The organism is Roseateles saccharophilus, from assembly GCF_031458095.1.
GTDB classification, from domain to species: domain Bacteria; phylum Pseudomonadota; class Gammaproteobacteria; order Burkholderiales; family Burkholderiaceae_C; genus Pelomonas; species Pelomonas saccharophila_A.
Map to the genome: position 1 here is coordinate 416,926 of NZ_JAVDXU010000002.1, position 14,276 is coordinate 431,201.

A 14,276-nucleotide genomic window follows, 5' to 3' on the forward strand; every position below is an offset into this window, starting at 1 on the left:
TTCAGTCGGCGCGCTGGCCGGCGCGGCACATGCGCGCCAGCCATTTGGCGACGTCGGCATCCTTCAGCCCCTCCACCCTGCCGACCAGGGTCTCGCTCACCGGCGCGAAGCCGACGAATCCGAGGATGTTGCGCTCGAGCGATTTCACACTGTGCGCCCGGAAGTACCAGCGGTAAACCAGGGCCGGCATGCCCATGGTCACGACGACGCGGGCCGAGCGGCCCTTCAGCAACTTGACGCCCAGCGCATCGGGGCCGGGCCTGCCGACCGCGAAGCCGGGGCGCGCCACCTGCTCGAGGAAGGCCTTGAGCAGGGCTGGCATGTCGCCCAGCCACAACGGGTAGAACAGCACGACGTGATCGGCCCATGCGATGTCCGCCTGCGCCGGCCGCAGCGCCGGCGGCACCTCTCCCTGCTCCCAGTCCTGCTTGCTGCGCAGCAGCGGAAAGTCGAGCTGGGCGACATCGATGCGACGAACCTCATGGCCGGCCTGGCGCCCGCCTTGCGCATAGGCGTCGGCCAGCGCGTGGCAGAGGTGGCCGCCAGCCGCGTCGGGATGGCCGAGGATCAGCAGGACATGGCGGGCTTGGGGAGTCATGGCGGCACGCTAGCCCGGCGCGCGGCCCCCGGCCTTGCGATGGATCAAGGCCCGCATGCGCATGGCCGCCGCCATCACCGAATGCTGAGCAGCAGGGCCGCCTGAAGGATGACGTGGCGCCGCACGGTCGGCGGCGCATCAACGCCGAGGGCATTGACCAGCGCCGCCGTCGGATGCTCCCGGGTCGCCAGGCCGGCGAAGACGGGAATGGTGCTGCTGCTGGCGATCTGGCCCACCAGCGCGGCCGGGAGATGCTGGCATTCGACGGCGTCGTAAAGCCTGGCCAGCAACCGGGCGGTGGTGGCAATCTGCTGTGCACTGCTGTTTTCGTCGAGCCCCAGCTGGACACAGGACACATGCGCCCCCAGTGCGGTGGCGGCACGCAGGAATTCGCCCTCGCCCTCCTCGCCCCTGCGCGGCGACACGAGAGCGAACTTCTTGCCTTGCAGCAACTGGGGCCCGCCGTCGCCGAGCTGGTGGAGGGCCTGTGCCTGCCGGACCAGCGCGGCTGCGTCCTCGGGGCTGGAAAACTCGGCGCTTGTGGCGCCTTGACGGGCTTTTGAACACATTGGGCGTCAGCGTAGCGACAGGTCCTGCGCCGGCATTGACCCAGGTCAACCCGACCGGATCTGGCTTGGTGTTATGAAGCTCCGTCACCGTCCGTTCACCGAGTGTTACGCAGTGCGACCGACTGGCGCCGGCCGTTGGCATCGCGTTGGCCGACGCTGCCTAGCATCGTTTGCATCAAACCAGCCTCACCGGAGCCCGAGATGCACACGACCTCACACACTGCCGTCCAACGCACCGACGTCATGGCGTCTCGCATTCCCGGCGGGTCGAGCGCAGCGTCTGCGCACGTCCAGCGCATCGCCGATGAGCTGAAGCTGCTGCAGGCCACGCTGAACCCCGCACGACGCATCGTGCACGCCGGCGACGTGCTGTACCGCTACGGCGAGCGTTTCGAGCAGCTGCACGTGCTGAACTCCGGTTGCTTCAAGCTGCTCAGCGTGTCCGAGAGCGGCGACGAGCAGATCGTCGGACTGAAATTCCGCGGCGACTGGCTGGGCTTCAGCGGCATCGCCAGGGGCAGCCATGCCTGCGACGCGATCGCCATGGACACGTCCGAAGTCTGGACCCTGCGCTACGACGCCCTGCTGCAGGCCTGCGCGGAAGAGCCGCGCCTGATGGCCCTGGTGCATGAAGCCATGAGCAGCGAAATCATGCGCGACCGCGAGGCCAAGACGGCGCTGTGCACCCTGCCGGCGGATGCGCGGGTCGCGACCTTCCTGCACGACTGGGCCGGCTCCCTGGCCATGCGCGGCCTGCGCACCGACCAGATCAGCCTGCGCCTGACCCGGGCCGAGATCGGCAACTACCTCGGCCTGACGCTGGAAACGGTCAGCCGGGTGCTGTCCAGGCTGGTCCGGGCCCGCTTGATCGCCTTCAACGAAAAGAGCCGCCGCGACATCTGCATCCCCGACTTCCAGGCCCTGGGCAGCTTCACCAGCCGCCCGGCAGCGGTCGGCCTTCACTGAGCCATCCGCCTGTCAAGGGCGGCGCAGCGATCCAGGGAGAAACCATGAATGCAAAGCATCAAGATCCAAGCGCAACGTCTGTGAACCCGGCCCCCGAAGGCCAGTTCGTCGACCACCACGCAATGTCACTGCGCCGCCTGGTGCCACAAACCCCTCAGGGGCTCGCGGCCGCCTATGCCGCCTTCGGCCTGACATGGATCATCCTGTCGGACAAACTGCTGCAAGCCGTGGCTTCCGACGTCGCGACGCTGTCGGCCGTCAGCCAGGGCAAGGGCCTGGCCTTCGTACTGGCGACCAGCGGCCTGATCTATTTCGCGGCGGCGCGCGGCCGCCAGACTGGCGACGGTGCGCCCCACCCGTCCGGCTCGGGCAACCTGCTCTGGGTGTTCGCCCTGCTGTCGGCGACGGTGGTCCTCACCAGCCTGGTCAGCTACGCGAGCTCGACCCACAAGTCCTATCAGCAGCAGGTGGAGCATCTGCGCCGCGAGGCCGGCCTCAAGGCGGACATGGTCCAGGGCTGGGTCGAGAGGCGTACCGAGGAAGCCCGGCAGCTCACGATCGACCCGCAGCTGCGCGCCAGCGTGCAGCGCTGGCAGCGCAGTCCGGACGAAGCAGTGACCGCCGAAATGCGCCGGCAGCTGCTGTTGCTGCTCGCCTCCTCGCGCTATGCCGACGCGCTGCTGCTCGACGGGCAGGGCCAGCTGCTGCTGGCACCGGACAGCCGCGCACGGATTCTCGACCCGGCGACATCGGCCGGCGCCCGTGCCGCAATGCAGCGGGGTCTGCTGACCCATGGCGACTTTCAGGCCCGGGAAAACGAACCCGCCAGCCTGCAGTTCGACCTGTTCGTGCCACTGCCGGGCGTCGATGGCAGGGCCGAGACGGTGCTGCTGCTGCGCACCGCGCCGCACCGCACGCTGCTCCCGCAGTTGCAGACGGGGTCCGCCATCGACACGCCAACAACCCTGTTCTTCCGCCCGGCCAGCCAGGGCGTGCTGGCGATAGGCGCCGACGGTTCGGACCTGTCCCTGGTTCGGCCAGCCGACGCAGCCGCCACCTCGCTGGCTGCCTTGTCCGGCAACCCCTCCCTGGCCGGCACGGTGCTGGACGGCGTGGGCGGCGGCAACGAGGCCCAGGCCGCCGTGGCCGCCCCGATCCGCGGCTCGGCCTGGTATGTCGCCATGCAGGCGCCTCGCAGCCTGCTCGAAGGCAACGCCGTGTCCGGCGCTGCCACCCTGGCCATCGTCGACATCCTGGCCGTGCTGGCGGCCGGGGCGGTCGTCTACGGCGCCATGAAGCGCCGCGAACTGCAGGCCACCTCGCGCATGGCGGCCGCCCATCAGGACAAGGAGCGGGCCTGGAAGGTCGCCGAAGCCATCGCCAACTGCTCGACCGATACCATCTTCGCCAAGGACCTGCAGGGCCGCTATCTGTTCGTGAACCGCGAGCTCTGCAAGGCGCTGGGACGCACCCCTGAGCAGCTGATCGGCTCGGACTCGACCGGCCTTTACCCCGCCGACCAGGTGCGCCGCCTGCTCGAAGATGACGCCGCCGTGCTGCGCTCGGACAGGCCCGTCTGCCTCGAGACACGGCTGACCGTGGCCGGTCGCGAACGGATCTATACCTGCAGCAAGGGCCGGCTCGTGGACGACGAGGGGCGCACCATCGGCGTCTACGGCGTCGCCAGCGACATCACGGAGCGGCGCGACCTGCAGCAGCGCATGCGCCAGTGGTCGACCGTCTTCGAGGACATTCGCGACGGTGTTGTCATCACCGACTCGCTGGGCCATATCCAGCTGGTCAACCGGGCCTTCACCGCCATCACCGGCTACGCCTCGGCCGAAGCAGTCGGCGCCAGCATGCAGCTGCTGCATTCCGGCCGCCATGACAAGGCCTTCTACAGGGAGATGTGGGCTTCGCTGGTCCAGTCCGGCCACTGGCAGGGCGAGATCTGGAACCGCCGCAAGAGCGGCGAGATCTACCCCGAGTGGCTGACCATCAGCGCCGTGCGCGAGGACGACGGCAGCGTGACGCATTACGTGGGCGTGTTCACCGACATCAGCCGACTCCGGGACAGCGAGGCGCAGGCCGACTGGCTGGCTCACCACGACCCGCTGACGCACCTGCCCAACCGCATGCTGTTGCAGAGCCATCTCGAGCAGGTCTTGCTCAAGGCCAGCCGCCACGAGAGCCTGGTGGTCGTGATGGTGATCGACCTCGACGGCTTCAAGACCGTCAACGACAGCCTGGGCCACCCCGCTGGCGACGAATTGCTGGTCTGCGTCGCCGAGCGGCTGAAGAAGCGCCTGCGCCACACCGACTTCTTCGGTCGCCTCGGAGGCGACGAATTCCTCGTCATCCTTGATGGCGGGTCGGGCACCGACCGCATCGCCACCCTGGCGGGCGACCTGCTGGCCACGGTCTCTGCGCCCATCGCCCTGTCCTGTGGCCAGGACACCTATGTAACGGCCAGCATCGGCATCAGCACCTTCCCCGATGATGGCAGCGCCTCTGCCGTGGAGCTGCTGCGCGACGCCGACGCCGCCCTGTATCGCGCCAAGGACATGGGCCGCAACCGCTTCTGCTTCTACACGGAGGACATGAATGGCAAGGCCATGGCCAAGCTGGATCTGGAAGCCGCGCTGAGCCGCGCCATCGAGCGCGACGAGCTGTTGCTGCACTACCAGCCCAAGGTGGACGCCCACAGCGGCGAGACCGTCGCGGCAGAGGCGTTGCTGCGGTGGAACCGGGCCGGCGTCGGCCTGGTCTCCCCCGGCGAGTTCATTCCGCTGGCCGAACACAGCAGCCTCATCCTCGCCATCGGCGCCTGGGTCATCGACACCGCCTGCCGGCAGATCCGCACCTGGATGGATGCCGGCCTGCCGGTGGTGCCCATCGCCGTCAACGTGGCCGCGCGACAGTTCGCCGCAGGCGACCTGGATGGCGTCGTGGGCCGAGCCCTGGAGCAGCACCGCGTGCCGGCCCGCTGCCTCGAGCTGGAGCTGACCGAGGGCATGCTGATCAGCAATCCGCAGGCGGGGACGCAGATGCTGCAGCGGCTGCGCGACCTGGGCGTCAAGGTGTCGCTGGACGACTTCGGCACCGGCTATTCCAGCCTGGCCTATCTGCAGCAGTTCCCGATCGATGCGCTGAAGATCGACCAGTCCTTCGTGCGCCGCATCGGTGCCCAGCCCGACGGCGAGGCCCTCGTCGACGCCGTGATCGGCCTGGCCCACCGCCTGCGGCTGCGGGTCGTGGCCGAGGGTGTGGAGACCCCCACCCAGCGTGACCACCTGCGCCGCCAGGGCTGCGACGAGATGCAGGGCTACCACTTCGGCCGGCCGGACGCGCCCGAGGCGCTGCAGCGAAGGCTGGCTGCCGAGGCGGATCTGGTCACCGCCTACTGACCCCTCGGACTTTCGGCACACCCCCCCTTCACCAGCATCGCCGCCGTTGCGGCAGGGAGACTTCCATGCGCACCAATCTGCCAGTCACTCATCGCGAATACCCGGTCCCGGTGGACCGCAACCTCGTCTCGACCACCGACCTGAAGGGCCGCATCCTGCATTGCAACGCGGCTTTCGTGGACGTCAGCGGCTATTCGCGCGACGAGCTGCTGGGCCAGCCCCACAACCTGATCCGGCATCCCGACATGCCTGCCGAGGCCTTCCGCGATCTGTGGGCCACGATCTCCGCCGGCCAGCCCTGGTCCGGGCTGGTGAAGAACCGCCGCAAGGACGGTGACCATTACTGGGTGCTGGCCAATGTCACGCCGCTGGTCGAGAACGGCCAGCCCATCGCCTTCCTGTCGGTGCGCTCCGCCCCCAGCCGGGCCCAGATCGACGCGGCCGAGCAGCTCTACGCGCAGATGCGCGACGAACAGCAGGCGGGCCGGCTGAGCCACACCCTGCACCGCGGCCAGGTGCAGCGCCGCGGCTGGCGCGGGCGCCTGGGCCGCGCCCTGGCCTCCCAGCCCTGGCTGGGCCTGGCGCCGGGCTATGGCGCCGTGGGAGCGCTGGGTCTGCTGCTGGCAAGCCAGGGCACGTGGGTGGCCGCCTGCGGCGTCGTCCTGGCCGCATCCGTCGCGGCGGCCTTCACGCAGCACAGGCTCAGCCGCGGCCTCGTGCTTGTGGAGCGCTATGCCAACCAGCTCGCCGCCGGCGACCTCAGCCACAACCTGAAGCCCAGCGGCGACCGCCAGAGCCGTGGGCTCGAGCAGGCCCTGGCTCAACTGGCGGTCAACATCCGCTCGCTGGTCTCCGACACCCGTGCTGAAGTGGCCCAGATGAGCCGCGTCAGCCGCGAGATCGCCCAGGGCAACCGCGACCTGGCCCAGCGCACCGAATCCCAGGCCGCCAGCCTCGAGGAAGCCGCAGCCAGCATGGAGCAGATCACCGCCACGGTCCGCCAGAGCACCGACACCACCCACCTGGCCAGCGGCGTGGCCGCCGAGCTCAGCGGCGTCTCGCGCCACAGCGCCCAGGTGGTGCACTCCGTCACCGAGACCATGGGCGGCATCACGCAGTCCTCGCAGAAGATCGCCGACATCATCCAGGTCATCGACAGCATCGCCTTTCAGACCAATATCCTGGCGCTCAATGCCGCCGTCGAATCGGCGCGCGCCGGCGAGCATGGCCGCGGCTTTGCGGTGGTCGCCAGCGAAGTCCGCGCCTTGGCGCAGCGCAGCTCCACCGCGGCCCGCGAGATCAAGCAGCTCATCCTGGCCTCCACCGAGCAGGTGCAGGCGGCCGAACGGCAGACGGACAGCGCGCGGTCCAGCATCGACACGACGCTGAAGGCGGTGGAGAACTTCACCACCCTGATCAGCGACATCGACCGTGGCGCCCAGGAGCAGTTGCTGGGCATCTCGCAGATGCACGAGGTCATCCAGCAGATGGACGGCTTCACCCAGCAGAACGCAGGCCTGGTGGAACAGCTCGCCGGCTCGGCCCAGCAGATGCTGGCCCAGTCCGAGGAGGTGAGCGCGGCCCTGCGCGTCTTCCGGCTGGACCGCAGCGCCGCGTCCCGCGCCCTGCCCGACGCCGTCGGCCTGAGGCGCGCGGCCCGGCTCGGCGTGGCCTAGGCGGCCAGGGCGCGCGCGATGGCCTGCGCCAGCTCCGACCGCGAATAGGGCTTGGGCAGCAGCTCCCAACCGGGAGGCGAGTCGCGGTCGGCGTCCAGCAGCTCGGCCGAGAAGCCCGACATCAGCAGGATGGACAGCTGCGGCAGCCTCTCCTGTGCCAGCCGCGCCAGCTCCGTGCCGCGCATGCCCGGCCCCAGGGCGATGTCGGTCAGCAGCAGCTCGAAGCGCGCGTCGGGCGTCAGCAGCAGCAGGGCCTGCTCGGCGCTGGCACAGACCGTGACCTCGCAGCCCAGGGTATCGAGGAAGCGCCGCGCCACCGAGCGCACTTCGGCATCGTCCTCGACCATCAGCACCTTCAGGCCCGGCGGCACGGCGTCCGCGGCTGGCCCCGCTTCATCGCCCGTCGGCTGGTCGTCCCAGGGCCGCGGCAGATAGAGCGAGATCGTCGTGCCGAAGCCGGGCGTCGAATCGATGGACACCGCGCCGCGCGACTGCTTGACGAAACCGTAGACGGTGCTCAGGCCCAGGCCCGTGCCGCGTCCGGCCTGCTTGGTCGTGAAGAAGGGTTCGAAGGCCCTCTCCTTGACCTCTTCGGGCATGCCGGAGCCGGTGTCCGAGATGGCGATGCGCACGAAGCGCTCGTCCTGGGCGCTGGCATCGTCGATCTCCCGCCGCACGTCGGCCGGCAGGCTGCCCGCCAGGCCCGCGCTGAAGCGCAGCGAGCCCCCGTCGGGCATGGCATCGCGGGCGTTGATGGCGATGTTCAGCAGCGCCGACTCCAGCTGCCCCGGGTCGGCCAGCACGCTCGGGCAACCCTGAGCGATGTCGACCTCAATGGCGATGCGCTGGTCGAGCGTGCGGCGCAGCATGTCCGCCAGCGACAGCAGCATGGCGCCCACATCGACGGCGTCGGGCTGCAGCACCTGGCGGCGCGAGAACGCCAGCAGCTTGCTCGTCAGCTCCGCGCCGCGCTTGGAGGCGCGCGTGGCCGCGCCGACGAGCTGCTGGGCGAATTCCTCGCCCGCCAGCAGCGGCAGCTCCTCCAGCACCTGCAGATTGCCCTGGATGACGGTCAGCAGGTTGTTGAAGTCGTGGGCAATGCCCCCCGTGAGCTGGCCCACACTCTCCAGGCGCTGGGCGTGGTTGAGGGCCTCCTCGCTCTGGGCGCGCTGCAGGCAGGTGGCCAGCAGACTGGCCAGCGCCTGCAGGAAGCGCTGTTCGTCGTCGCCGAACCGCTTCGGTTGACGGGAGCGCACCTTCAGCGCGCCGATGACGCGCCCACGGTCCTGCAGGGGCACGGCCAGCGCACTGACCAGGCCGGCTTCCAGATAGGCCGGCGGAATCGCAAAGCGCGGTTCAGCGCGAAAATCCTCGACCACGACCGGCTGCCCCTGGGCCAGCACGAAGCCCAGCGGCGTGTCGCCGCGATTGGGCACGATGGCGCCGAGCGCCTCGCCGGCGATCAGTCCCACCCCGCCGGCGACGCGAAGCTCGAGCCGATTGCGCTCCAGCAGCAGCACCAGAGCCATCTCGACCTCGAGCGCCTCGGCGGCAATCGTGGGCACCTGCTGCAGCAACAGCTGCGGATCCCGCCCGTCGGCGGCCAGGCGGCCCAGTTGCGCCAGATGCTCGCTGTAGCGCGCCCGCTGCAAGGCCTGCTTGACGCGCGGATAGCCGCCAATGTCGCGGATGGCCGCCACCACGAAGGGCAGGCCATGGTCCTGCAGCGGACTCAGGGCGATCTCCACCATGACCTCGCTGCCGTCGCGGCGCTTGGCCACCAGTTCCATCTGCGTGCCCATGGGCCGCGAACGCGGTGCGTGCGCGTAGGCGTGGCGATAGGACGCATGGCGCGGCCGGATGCTGTCGGGCACGAGCTCGTCCACGCTCAGGCCGACCAGCTCGTCCGTCGCATAGCCCAGCAGCGCGGTCGCGGCGGGATTGGCCAGCACGACGCTGCCGGCGGCGTCGACGAGCAGCAGCGCATCGGGATAGGCCGCGAACAGCGAGCGGTAGACCGTGAGGTCGTCGACGGCTTGCGTTGAGGCGGTCGGGGCGGTGTCCATCTAGCGGACCGGTTCGACCGGCGGCACGAAGATATAGCCGGCTCCCCGCACCGACTTGATGATCTGGGGATTCTCAGCGTCGGCCTCCAGCTTCTTGCGCAGCCGCCCGACCTGCACGTCGATGGTGCGGTCGAAGGGTCCGGCGTCGCGGCCCCGGGTCTGCTCCAGCAGGAAGTCGCGCGACAGCACGCGGCCGGCATGCTGGAGCAGCGTGGCCAGCAGCTCGAACTCGCCGGTGGTCAGCCTCACCTCCATGCCGCGCGGGTCATCCAGGCGGCGGGCCGCCAGGTCGAGCCGCCAGCCGAGGAAGCCCAGGCCGGCGCCGCTTGCCGGCCCGCCCGCAGCAGCGGCGGTGACCGGCTCGATGCGGCGCAGCACCGCCTTCATTCGCGCCACCAGCTCGCGCAGATCGAAAGGCTTGGTGACGTAGTCGTCCGCGCCGATCTCCAGGCCGACGATCTTGTCGACGGAGTCTCCGCGCCCCGTGATGATGACCAGGCCGCAACGCCAATGCTCACGCAGCTGGCGCGCGATGGCGAAGCCGTCTTCTCCGGGAAGGCCCAGGTCGAGCAGCACCAGCTGAGGCGGATCGCTGGCCATCAGCTCCATGAGCTCGCGGCCGGAGCGCAGTTGCGTCGTGCGAAAGCCGTGCCCGGCCAGGTAGTTGGCGAGCAACTCGGTGATGGCCGATTCGTCATCGACGACGGCAACGTGCTGGTTCATCACAGCGTCGGCACGGCTGAAACGTTATGTTGATAGGGTCATTCTTGCATCGATTCAGGGCCGGGCGCGGCGACAGGCGCAATCCCCGCCTGCCGGGGCGCTCTCGATCTTGGAGACGTCCAGCAGGTCGTTCACTTGAAACGCAATGCGGGCGCCCGGCCCGCGCCGTCAATCGCGGGTCAGCAGGACGATGAACAGCTGGAATCCGGCCCACAGCAAGGCCGCGATCGCAGCGACCAGCAGCAGCCACAGCCATATGCCCATGGGGTTGCCTGCACCGGCCTGCCGGGAAGCTCAGCCCGCCGTTTCCGGCGACAGCACGAAGGGCCGCATCTCACCTCCCGGATCGGTCGCGGCGTCCAGCGCGGCGGCGAAGGCGAGCAGGCGCGGGGCATAGCTGCCGTCGTCGACCTCCCTCATCGTGAAGCTGGTGCTCATGAAGGGTGCGCGGTCGAGGATGCCGCCGATCTCCGCGGGTGCGTTCTGCCCGCCCTTGCCGCCCATCACGGACACGACCGCCACCTTGCGCAGGCTGCCGCGAAAGCTCGCCACGAAGCTGCGCATGGGACTGGCGAGCCGGGTCAGCCAGATGGGCGCGACAAGCACCACCAGATCGAAATCAGCGGGGTCGGGACCCTTGTAGAGGATGGGTGGCTTCAGCCTGAAGAGGGACTCGAGGGCGCAGCGCAGCGTGATCCAGGACTTGCGCGGCCGGCGCTCCACCACCTGGGCCGACGCCCAGTCCCGCGATCGGCACAGCAACTCCGTCAGTCGAGCGCCGGTGCCGGTGAAGGAGTAGGTGACGACGAGGATCTTGCCCATGCATCCAAGGGTAGGCGGCGCATGGCGCGCCGGGTTGATGCAGCTCAACATCCTCGGCGTCGCCCATGCGTCCAAGCAGGTCATCCCTACACCTGTTGACGCAACGCAACCCCGGCCGCCCTGGCCAGCCTAAATTGAGGGCAGCACTTCCGAGGATTGCCATGCCCACCCCTGTCCGGACGCCGTCTCCCGCCAGTTTCCCCGTCGACTGGTCGTCTTTTTCCCGCCAATGGGCCGCCGGTTCGCTGGCCTACGGGCATTGGATGATGAGGCTGCTGGACGCGCAAACCGCCTGGTGGAGAAGCGCCGAGCGCGAGATGGCCAACCTGATGCAGTCGTGGATCGCCCCCGGGTCGCCGCCCCCCTCGGCCCAACCCCTGGTCGACGCCGCCCAGGGTCTGGGGATGTTCGATCCGTCGGCCCTGCAGAAGGCCTGGACAGACTGGGCCCAGGTCTGGGCGGGCGCGCTCAGGCATGACGCGACCGAGGCCTGAGGGTCGACACGGCGCCTGAGCGCCGCGCACAGGCAAGCCGGCCCCCTCGGGACCGGCGACCGCGTGGGCCGGGAAACCCGGCCGCTTCCGTGGCTTCTCAGATGATGCGCAACGTCGTGCCCTTGGCATCGGTGCGCTTGGGCAGCGTCAGCGACAGCACGCCCTGCTCGAAGCTGGCCTTCGATTCCTTCTCGTCGATCTCGTGCGCAAGAGCGAAGCCGCGCGAGAGGCTGCCGTAGTAGAGCTCACGCGTCAGGCTCTTGGCCTTGTCGTCCTTGGCTTCCTTTTCTTCCTTGACCTCGGCGCTGATGGAGACGAAGTTGCCGTCGATCTTCACCTTCACGTCTTCCTTCTTGGCACCGGGGATCTGGGCCTTCACGAGGTAGGCCTGCTCGGTCTCGCTGACGTCCAGCTTCATCTCCGCGGGCATGTTCGCCACGGGCCAATCGCGCATCAGCGAGCGGCGGAAGAAATCAGGAAAGGCGCCGGACAGCAGGTCGTCCATGCGTTCGTAGGCAGTCAATGCACTCATGGCTTCTCCTTTCGGATGGGTTGGGGGGCCACTCAACTCTAGGAAAGCCGTCGGCGGCCGCTTTGACCCTCATCAAGGGTCCCAACCGACTGCGTTGACATCGGTCAAAGCCGCCGCCGCGCAGCTCGCAATCATTCAATCCCTGTGACCCACCCCTCGGCCAAGGAGATACGCCATGAGCCTGCGCAGCATCCTCGTCCACCTCGACAGCAGCAGGCACGCGCAGGCGCGCGTGGACACCGCTGCCGCACTGGCACTGCAATATGACGCCCATCTGATCGGCCTGGCGCCGACGGGCTGGATGGTGATGCCCGCCGAGAGCGTGGCTGCCGCTGCGCTGGCGATGTACGAGGAAACCGCGCTGCGCCTGCTGCGCGAGGCCGCACAGGCCCGCATCGACGATTTCCGCCAGCAGGTGCAGCGCCTGGGCGTCCCGTCGTACGAGACCCGCATGGCGGTGGGCTATGCGGGCGAAGCGATGGCGCTGGCTGCCAGGTACTGCGACCTGACGGTCGTCACCCAGAACGATCCGGATGAAGTACGTGCCGAGCAGTCCCCGCAGATGGCGCAGGACGTGCTGCTGCAGTCGGGGCGGCCGCTGCTCGTGCTGCCCTACGCCGGGGAATGGACCATCGCGCCGCCGCGCCGCGTGCTCGTGGGCTGGAACGCGAGCCGCGAGGCCGCACGCGCCATGCACGATGCGCTGCCGTTCCTGAGGAAGGCCTCCAACGTCCAGGTCGCCGTGTTCGAGACCCCGGAGGACGTCGGCATGGCGCATGGCGACGTCCCCGGCGCGGACATCGGCCTGTGGCTGGCGCGTCATGGCGTCAAGGTCGACGTCAAGCATGTGCCCGCCAAGGTCGCCGCGGGTGAGGCGCTGCTGTCGCACGCCTTCGACATCAATGCCGACCTCATCGTCACCGGCGGCTATGGCCACTCGCGCTTCCGCGAATCCATCCTCGGCGGCGTGACGCGCACGCTGATGCGCAGCTCGCCGGTACCCGTGCTGATGTCGCACTGACCGGCGCCATGCCGGTCGCGCCGGCACTGGCTGAAGCGTCAGCGCGCCACCAGCACCGGCACGGTGGCTTGCGCGACCACGGCGCGGGCCTGGCTGCCGGCGAGGCCGGCGATGCGGCCGCCCTTGCCGTGGGTCGCCATCACGATGAGGTCGCAGCCCTCGCGCTGCGCGGCGGTGACGATCTCGTGGTGCGGCGCCCGGTCACTGAGGACCACGCACCGCTCGATCCAGTCTCCGTCGCTGGTGGTGCGCGCGATGGCTTCGTCCAGCAGGCGGCGCCCCTCTGCCGCGATCTCCTCACGCAGCTCCCGCGCGTCGGGACGATGCCCGATGGCGGCCCGCAGGTACTCAGGCAACCCGTAGTCATGCATCACGAGCAGGGCGGTGACGCGGCCACCGCTGCCGACACGCTGAGCCAATTCGAGCGCGGCATCCGCAAGGCGTGAGCCGTCGGTCGCCACCAGCACGTGGTTGAAGCCTTCACCCATGGCGCTGTCCATGTCAGCGGATCAGCAGCACCGGCGCCTTGGTGTGGGCCAGCAGGCGCGACGACACCGAGCCCAGCAAGGCGCTGGCGAACGCGCCGTGTCCGTGGGAGCCCATCACCAGCAGGTCGGGCTTTTCCTCGTTGGTCATCTCCGCCAGCGCGTCCCCCGGGTAGCCCACCGCGTGGCGCTCGCGCAGCTTCCAGCCCTGCATGCGGGCGAACTCACGCACCGGGGCGAGAACCTTCTCGCCCTCGTCGGCGTAATACCGCTGCAGCACGTCGTGCGGCAGGTGCCGGGCGGCGTGCGGCGGCACGCCCGCCGTGACGTTGAGCGCAACGAATTCGTTGCCCTGGCCCACGAGCTCGTCATGGGCGGCGATATAGCTGAGCATGCGCTTGGTATAGGCGCTGCCGTCGACTGCGAGAACGATCTTCATGGCGACGCTTTCGGTGTGGCGGGTTGCCGGCATGTTGCGCGTGACGCCGGTCGCGGCGCTTGCGCTGGATCAAGCCACGCCCCCCGGCCGCCGCCTGCTCTCCTACAGCGGGATAGGCGCCAGCCGATGGGCACCGCGGCGGCTTGCTGCGTGAATGAAAACTCCGGGGACCACGCCCGCGTCCAAGGAGCAAGTCATGCCCAGCGACAGCCTCACACGCACCCCATGGCCGTGGCTGGCCGCCAGCAGCGCCGTCATGGCGACGCTGGTCGCCTGCAGCCAGCCGGCGCAGCAGCCCGCGGCGGCCATGCCCGCCACGGCCACGCCGCCGGCCGAGCCTGCCAGCGTGCCCCGCGATCCTGTGGCGCCGCCGCCCGTGCTGCCGCCCTTGCCGTCGCCACCCTCCGTCGCGCCGCCTTCCTTCCCACCGGCATCGGCGCCGCCGCCCTGGCCGGCCTCGAGCCCGATCCGCTGAAAC

Annotated in this window: 14 protein-coding genes; 6 read left to right on the forward strand and 8 right to left on the reverse strand. The window is 69.5% G+C overall.

Annotation, left to right across the window (positions count from 1 at the left end):
• Window position 1 precedes the first annotated feature (1 nt).
• On the reverse strand, window positions 2–598 hold the full coding sequence (locus J2X20_RS14500) for an NAD(P)H-dependent oxidoreductase (RefSeq protein WP_310265953.1): 597 nt from the start codon (window positions 596–598) through the stop codon (window positions 2–4).
• 74 nt (window positions 599–672) lie between these two features.
• Window positions 673–1,167, reverse strand: a complete 495-nt coding sequence (locus J2X20_RS14505) for a Rossmann-fold NAD(P)-binding domain-containing protein (RefSeq protein ID WP_310265954.1) — start codon at window positions 1,165–1,167, stop codon at window positions 673–675.
• 201 nt (window positions 1,168–1,368) lie between these two features.
• Here J2X20_RS14505 and J2X20_RS14510 point away from each other — a divergent pair, with 201 nt between their 5' ends.
• The 3 genes from J2X20_RS14510 (at window position 1,369) to J2X20_RS14520 (ending at window position 7,216) form a co-directional block, all read left to right on the forward strand.
• Window positions 1,369–2,133: a helix-turn-helix domain-containing protein gene (locus J2X20_RS14510; protein ID WP_310265956.1), complete on the forward strand. Its 765-nt coding sequence runs from the start codon at window positions 1,369–1,371 to the stop codon at window positions 2,131–2,133.
• A gap of 80 nt (window positions 2,134–2,213) precedes the next feature.
• Complete coding sequence (locus tag J2X20_RS14515) at window positions 2,214–5,540, forward strand: putative bifunctional diguanylate cyclase/phosphodiesterase (protein ID WP_310265958.1); 3,327 nt, start codon at window positions 2,214–2,216, stop codon at window positions 5,538–5,540.
• 65 nt (window positions 5,541–5,605) lie between these two features.
• Window positions 5,606–7,216, forward strand: a complete 1,611-nt coding sequence (locus J2X20_RS14520) for a methyl-accepting chemotaxis protein (RefSeq protein ID WP_310265959.1) — start codon at window positions 5,606–5,608, stop codon at window positions 7,214–7,216.
• Here J2X20_RS14520 and J2X20_RS14525 read toward each other — a convergent pair.
• The 3 genes from J2X20_RS14525 to J2X20_RS14535 form a co-directional block, all read right to left on the reverse strand.
• A complete protein-coding gene (locus J2X20_RS14525) occupies window positions 7,213–9,282 on the reverse strand; it encodes a PAS domain S-box protein (RefSeq protein WP_310265961.1) in 2,070 nt (689 codons plus the stop codon). The two genes, J2X20_RS14520 and J2X20_RS14525, sit on opposite strands and share 4 nt — an antisense overlap.
• A complete protein-coding gene (locus tag J2X20_RS14530) occupies window positions 9,283–10,005 on the reverse strand; it encodes a response regulator (RefSeq protein WP_310265963.1) in 723 nt (240 codons plus the stop codon).
• Between the two features lie 294 nt (window positions 10,006–10,299).
• On the reverse strand, window positions 10,300–10,827 hold the full coding sequence (locus J2X20_RS14535; RefSeq protein WP_310265965.1) for a flavodoxin family protein: 528 nt from the start codon (window positions 10,825–10,827) through the stop codon (window positions 10,300–10,302).
• Window positions 10,828–10,988: 161 nt separating this feature from the next.
• Between J2X20_RS14535 and J2X20_RS14540 the strand changes: the two genes are divergently transcribed.
• The gene (locus tag J2X20_RS14540; protein WP_310265967.1) at window positions 10,989–11,321 is read left to right on the forward strand and encodes a hypothetical protein; all 333 of its coding nucleotides are present in this window, start codon (window positions 10,989–10,991) and stop codon (window positions 11,319–11,321) included.
• Between the two features lie 97 nt (window positions 11,322–11,418).
• Here J2X20_RS14540 and J2X20_RS14545 read toward each other — a convergent pair whose 3' ends face one another.
• A complete protein-coding gene (locus J2X20_RS14545) occupies window positions 11,419–11,853 on the reverse strand; it encodes an Hsp20/alpha crystallin family protein (RefSeq protein WP_310265971.1) in 435 nt (144 codons plus the stop codon).
• A 175-nt stretch (window positions 11,854–12,028) separates the two neighbouring features.
• On the opposite strand from J2X20_RS14545, the gene J2X20_RS14550 reads away from it, so the two are divergent.
• A complete protein-coding gene (locus J2X20_RS14550) occupies window positions 12,029–12,874 on the forward strand; it encodes a universal stress protein (RefSeq protein ID WP_310265972.1) in 846 nt (281 codons plus the stop codon).
• Between the two features lie 38 nt (window positions 12,875–12,912).
• Here J2X20_RS14550 and J2X20_RS14555 read toward each other — a convergent pair whose 3' ends face one another.
• Together J2X20_RS14555 and J2X20_RS14560 are read right to left on the reverse strand one after the other, a co-directional pair.
• The gene (locus tag J2X20_RS14555) at window positions 12,913–13,374 is read right to left on the reverse strand and encodes a universal stress protein (protein WP_310265975.1); all 462 of its coding nucleotides are present in this window, start codon (window positions 13,372–13,374) and stop codon (window positions 12,913–12,915) included.
• A 1-nt stretch (window position 13,375) separates the two neighbouring features.
• Window positions 13,376–13,798, reverse strand: a complete 423-nt coding sequence (locus J2X20_RS14560) for a universal stress protein (protein ID WP_310265977.1) — start codon at window positions 13,796–13,798, stop codon at window positions 13,376–13,378.
• Window positions 13,799–13,994: 196 nt separating this feature from the next.
• Here J2X20_RS14560 and J2X20_RS14565 point away from each other — a divergent pair, with 196 nt between their 5' ends.
• Window positions 13,995–14,273 (forward strand): hypothetical protein, encoded by a 279-nt coding sequence (locus J2X20_RS14565; protein ID WP_310265978.1) that lies wholly within the window; start codon window positions 13,995–13,997, stop codon window positions 14,271–14,273.
• Window positions 14,274–14,276: the final 3 nt, after the last annotated feature.